Genomic DNA, 3,019 nt, shown 5'->3' with positions numbered 1-3,019 from the left:
CCGGCAGGGCCTGGCGGGTCTGTCCGCGGCGGTTCGCGACGCGGACCTTCGCCGCACCGTGGCACTGATACCCCGGCCGACGCTGGTGATCGCCGGTCGGCACGACACGGTGACGGCAGCCAGCCACAGCGAGCTGATCGCCGCGACGGTGCCCGGCGCGAAGCTGGTTGTGCTGCCTGCGGTCCATCTGTCGAACATCGAATATCCGGCAGAGTTCATCCAGGCTGTCATCGATTTCTGCGCGGAGCCGAGTGCCGCGACGGCAAAGGCATCCGGCACCAGCCCGGCGGTTGCCGAGCGTTCAAAGGACGCTGCGGTTCACAAGGGCGGGCGCCAGCCGGAGCCTGCGTCAATGTGAGCGCCGGGCCGAGCCGAGCCATCTGGCGAGAAGCTTTTCAACGCCTTTCGGAACGATCCCGTCACCTTGCCATTATCAGCACGAAGGCAGGCTCGGCCAGGCAAACGCCGTAACCGACCTTAGAGACGGTCGGCGACGCACCACTTTCGGGCGCCGACACGAACACGCCGGAGGAAAGCGATGACTGGACGCAAAACCCACGATCAACAAATTCGCATCATTGAAGAGCGGGAAAACACAAAGAACGCCGGCAAGGATTTTGATGCCGAGGCGGATCTGAAACGATCAGCGGCGGAACGCGAAGCACTGCGCAAGGGAGCGGACACACCGGACCTCGTCGATCCAGACGACCGCAACATGCTTCGCGGCAAGAATCAGGAAAGCGCCCATCACAAGAACCGTGCCGACGACTAAAGCGCGTCACGGACCAGCAACGCTCCTGGAACATTCGTCATAGATTGGAGGCAGCCCATGGCACGCGGCAGCAAGAAGCACATCGGAGCAGGTTCACAAGGAAAGGGTTCCGGCACAGGCGCCATGACCGTGACGCCAAAAGACAAGCTCGAAGAAAACAAGGTTCTGTCCAATCGCGACAAGGCACAGCATTCCAAAGAACGCGGTTTGGACTCCAGGCAGGTTGCGACCGAGCAGCATCAGGATCATGCCGCCAACCGTTTGCGGGACTGACGCCCGACAGGGGCGCCAGCCTCGGCCTGGCTGTCCGGGGAGCCGTCAGATTCGTACCATCTCTATTTGACACCGAGGCTTTCAGGCCAGAGCGCCTGGATTTCCTTCGGCAGCGCATCGCGCACCTTAGCCGATTGGCCAAGATCAATATGCCGTGCAAGAACTCGGAATACCGAGCGTGCTGCATCCTCGGGATCGACGGGGCGGATCGATTTCAATTCCTCGCCGATGTGCTGCGAGAAGTTTTCCAGGGAGCGCGTTTTGTCCGGCTCGGCTGCGGGCCGGTAGTGGTCGTAATAGGCGCCGCGCACCAGGAGCGGCAGTTCCGCCCCAAGTTTGGCCGCAAGCCCGATCTGCAGCCTGTCCCTTACGGTCCGCAGGACCGCGCCCAATATGTGCCATGCAATTCGCCGATCCGGACCATGATCGTCCATGATCTCGTCGAGCCAGATGTTGGTTGTCTGCAGCGTCCTGTCAAAGACATCCAAACCGGTAGCGCTCATCATCGCCTCCTCATCAAATTCATGTCTGGTTTCGAAACGATGCTCAGGGACAATCGTTTCGCTATCTGTCGACAAAATTGGCTCGGCCTGTGATCCGGCTCTGCCCCGGGATCCACGGTAGCGGTCTTGGTTGCGCCGGAACCCCTTCCGAAGCAGTTCGTTCCTGGTGGGCGGCTTTGAGGAGCTGGTTGGGGGAGCGCGTCCTGAACGGATTTTTTGCGATGCCTGCAAGGAAGACAAAAACCAATGAAGGCGAGAACCGACAGCAACTCCTGCAGATGATGACGACGGAGCATTTGGTGCTGGGGACCGCCAGGGCGGCGACTATTCAGGAGGCGAATCAGCGCGCAAATTTGTTCCTGACTTCGGTATCCAGCGCCACGATCGCCCTTGCTTTCGTGGCCCAGGTGACGAGGATGGGGCTTCCTTTCATGCTGTTCAGCCTGATCCTGTTGCCGTGCCTCTACTTCATTGGGCTGGTGACATTCGTCAGGGCTGTGCAGGTGGCCATCGAAGACATGGTCCACGCCCGCGGCATGGCACGCATCAGGCACTGCTACACCGAGCTCACCCCTTCGATGGCGCGCTATCTGGTTCACTCCACCCATGACAACCAAACGGCTCTGCTGGCCGATGTCGGCCTCAAGCCAAGGCCCTGGCAAGCGTTCGCCGGAACCGCAGGGATGGTGAATGTCGTCAACGGTGCCATCGCCGGTGTCTTTGCCGGCGTGATGCTCAAGGTCGTCGTTGGCTCGACGGCCAGTCTCGCCGTGACTGTCGGCATTCTAGCTTTTGCGGTGAGCAACTGGTGCCTGTGGCAACATCACAGGCGCAGTTGGGCAAGCGCGGAACACAAGCTGAAGGTGCTGTTTCCAAACGTGCCGGACAGCGACGGCAAGGCGCGGATCGGATAACCCGTTCGAGAGGGCAGGAGCATCAACTCGCGCTAGGCGGAAACCTCAAGCACGATCTTGCCACGCACATGCTCATTTTCCAGCCGTTCTTCCGCTTTGGCGACCTCTCCAAGAGGGTAGGTGGCTTGCACGAAGGGGGTGACCTTGCCGGCCTCGATGAGGCGGCCGATCTCGGCAAGATGCGCCGCATTCGGCTCGGCCAGGTAGGAGACGCCACGCGCCCGACGCAAGTTTGCCTTTTCCTGCGACGGTTGGGAAAGCGTGGAAACGAGCGTCCCGCCAGGCTTGAGCACCTCCCAGGAGCGCTCCTGCGTGTCGCCCGCGACAAGATCGAACACCAGGTCGACCGCATCGACGACCTCTTCGAAACGCTGATTCTTGTAGTCGACCGTCTGATCGGCGCCAAGCTCACGGACGAAAACGACGTCCTCGGCGGAAACGGTTGTCGCGACGCACGCGCCCACGGCCTTGGCCAGCTGGATCGCCAGATGACCGACGCCGCCGGCGCCGCCATGGATGAGAACCCGTTGTCCGGATTTGAGGCCGCCATGATCGAA

General features: G+C 61.2%; 5 protein-coding genes and 1 pseudogene. 4 read left to right on the top strand and 2 right to left on the bottom strand.

Going from position 1 to position 3,019, the window contains the following annotated elements:
* The 3 genes and pseudogenes from EN991_RS29910 to EN991_RS29900 form a co-directional block, all read left to right on the top strand.
* Nucleotides 1-358, top strand: a pseudogene (locus EN991_RS29910) (alpha/beta hydrolase); the annotation flags it as partial.
* A 180-nt stretch (nt 359-538) separates the two neighbouring features.
* Nucleotides 539-772 (top strand): hypothetical protein, encoded by a 234-nt coding sequence (locus EN991_RS29905; protein WP_127370095.1) that lies wholly within the window; start codon nt 539-541, stop codon nt 770-772.
* Nucleotides 773-829: 57 nt separating this feature from the next.
* A complete protein-coding gene (locus EN991_RS29900) occupies nt 830-1,045 on the top strand; it encodes a hypothetical protein (protein WP_013530133.1) in 216 nt (71 codons plus the stop codon).
* Nucleotides 1,046-1,107: 62 nt separating this feature from the next.
* Here the strand turns inward: EN991_RS29900 and EN991_RS29895 are convergent, their stop codons facing one another.
* On the bottom strand, nt 1,108-1,548 hold the full coding sequence (locus EN991_RS29895) for a DUF2267 domain-containing protein (RefSeq protein WP_013530134.1): 441 nt from the start codon (nt 1,546-1,548) through the stop codon (nt 1,108-1,110).
* A gap of 221 nt (nt 1,549-1,769) precedes the next feature.
* On the opposite strand from EN991_RS29895, the gene EN991_RS29890 reads away from it, so the two are divergent.
* Entirely contained in the window at nt 1,770-2,462 is a 693-nt protein-coding gene (locus EN991_RS29890) for a hypothetical protein (RefSeq protein WP_024504111.1), read from the top strand.
* A gap of 32 nt (nt 2,463-2,494) precedes the next feature.
* Here the strand turns inward: EN991_RS29890 and EN991_RS29885 are convergent.
* Nucleotides 2,495-3,019 (bottom strand): NADP-dependent oxidoreductase (locus tag EN991_RS29885; protein WP_164769465.1); only part of this gene is annotated, 525 nt, incomplete at its 5' end.

Source organism: Mesorhizobium sp. M7A.F.Ca.US.005.03.2.1 (assembly GCF_003997795.1).
In the GTDB taxonomy this organism is placed as follows: domain Bacteria; phylum Pseudomonadota; class Alphaproteobacteria; order Rhizobiales; family Rhizobiaceae; genus Mesorhizobium; species Mesorhizobium ciceri.
The sequence above is the reverse complement of the archived record's forward strand: the minus strand, read 5'-3'. Positions and strand labels throughout refer to the sequence as shown.

Bases quoted from the DNA above. Each gene is read 5' to 3' on its own strand.
- EN991_RS29905 (WP_127370095.1), top strand. From the start codon at position 539: ATGACTGGACGCAAAACCCACGATCAACAAATTCGCATCATTGAAGAG.
- EN991_RS29900 (WP_013530133.1), top strand. From the start codon at position 830: ATGGCACGCGGCAGCAAGAAGCACATCGGAGCAGGTTCACAAGGAAAG.
- EN991_RS29895 (WP_013530134.1), bottom strand. From the start codon at position 1,548: ATGAGCGCTACCGGTTTGGATGTCTTTGACAGGACGCTGCAGACAACC.
- EN991_RS29890 (WP_024504111.1), top strand. From the start codon at position 1,770: ATGCCTGCAAGGAAGACAAAAACCAATGAAGGCGAGAACCGACAGCAA.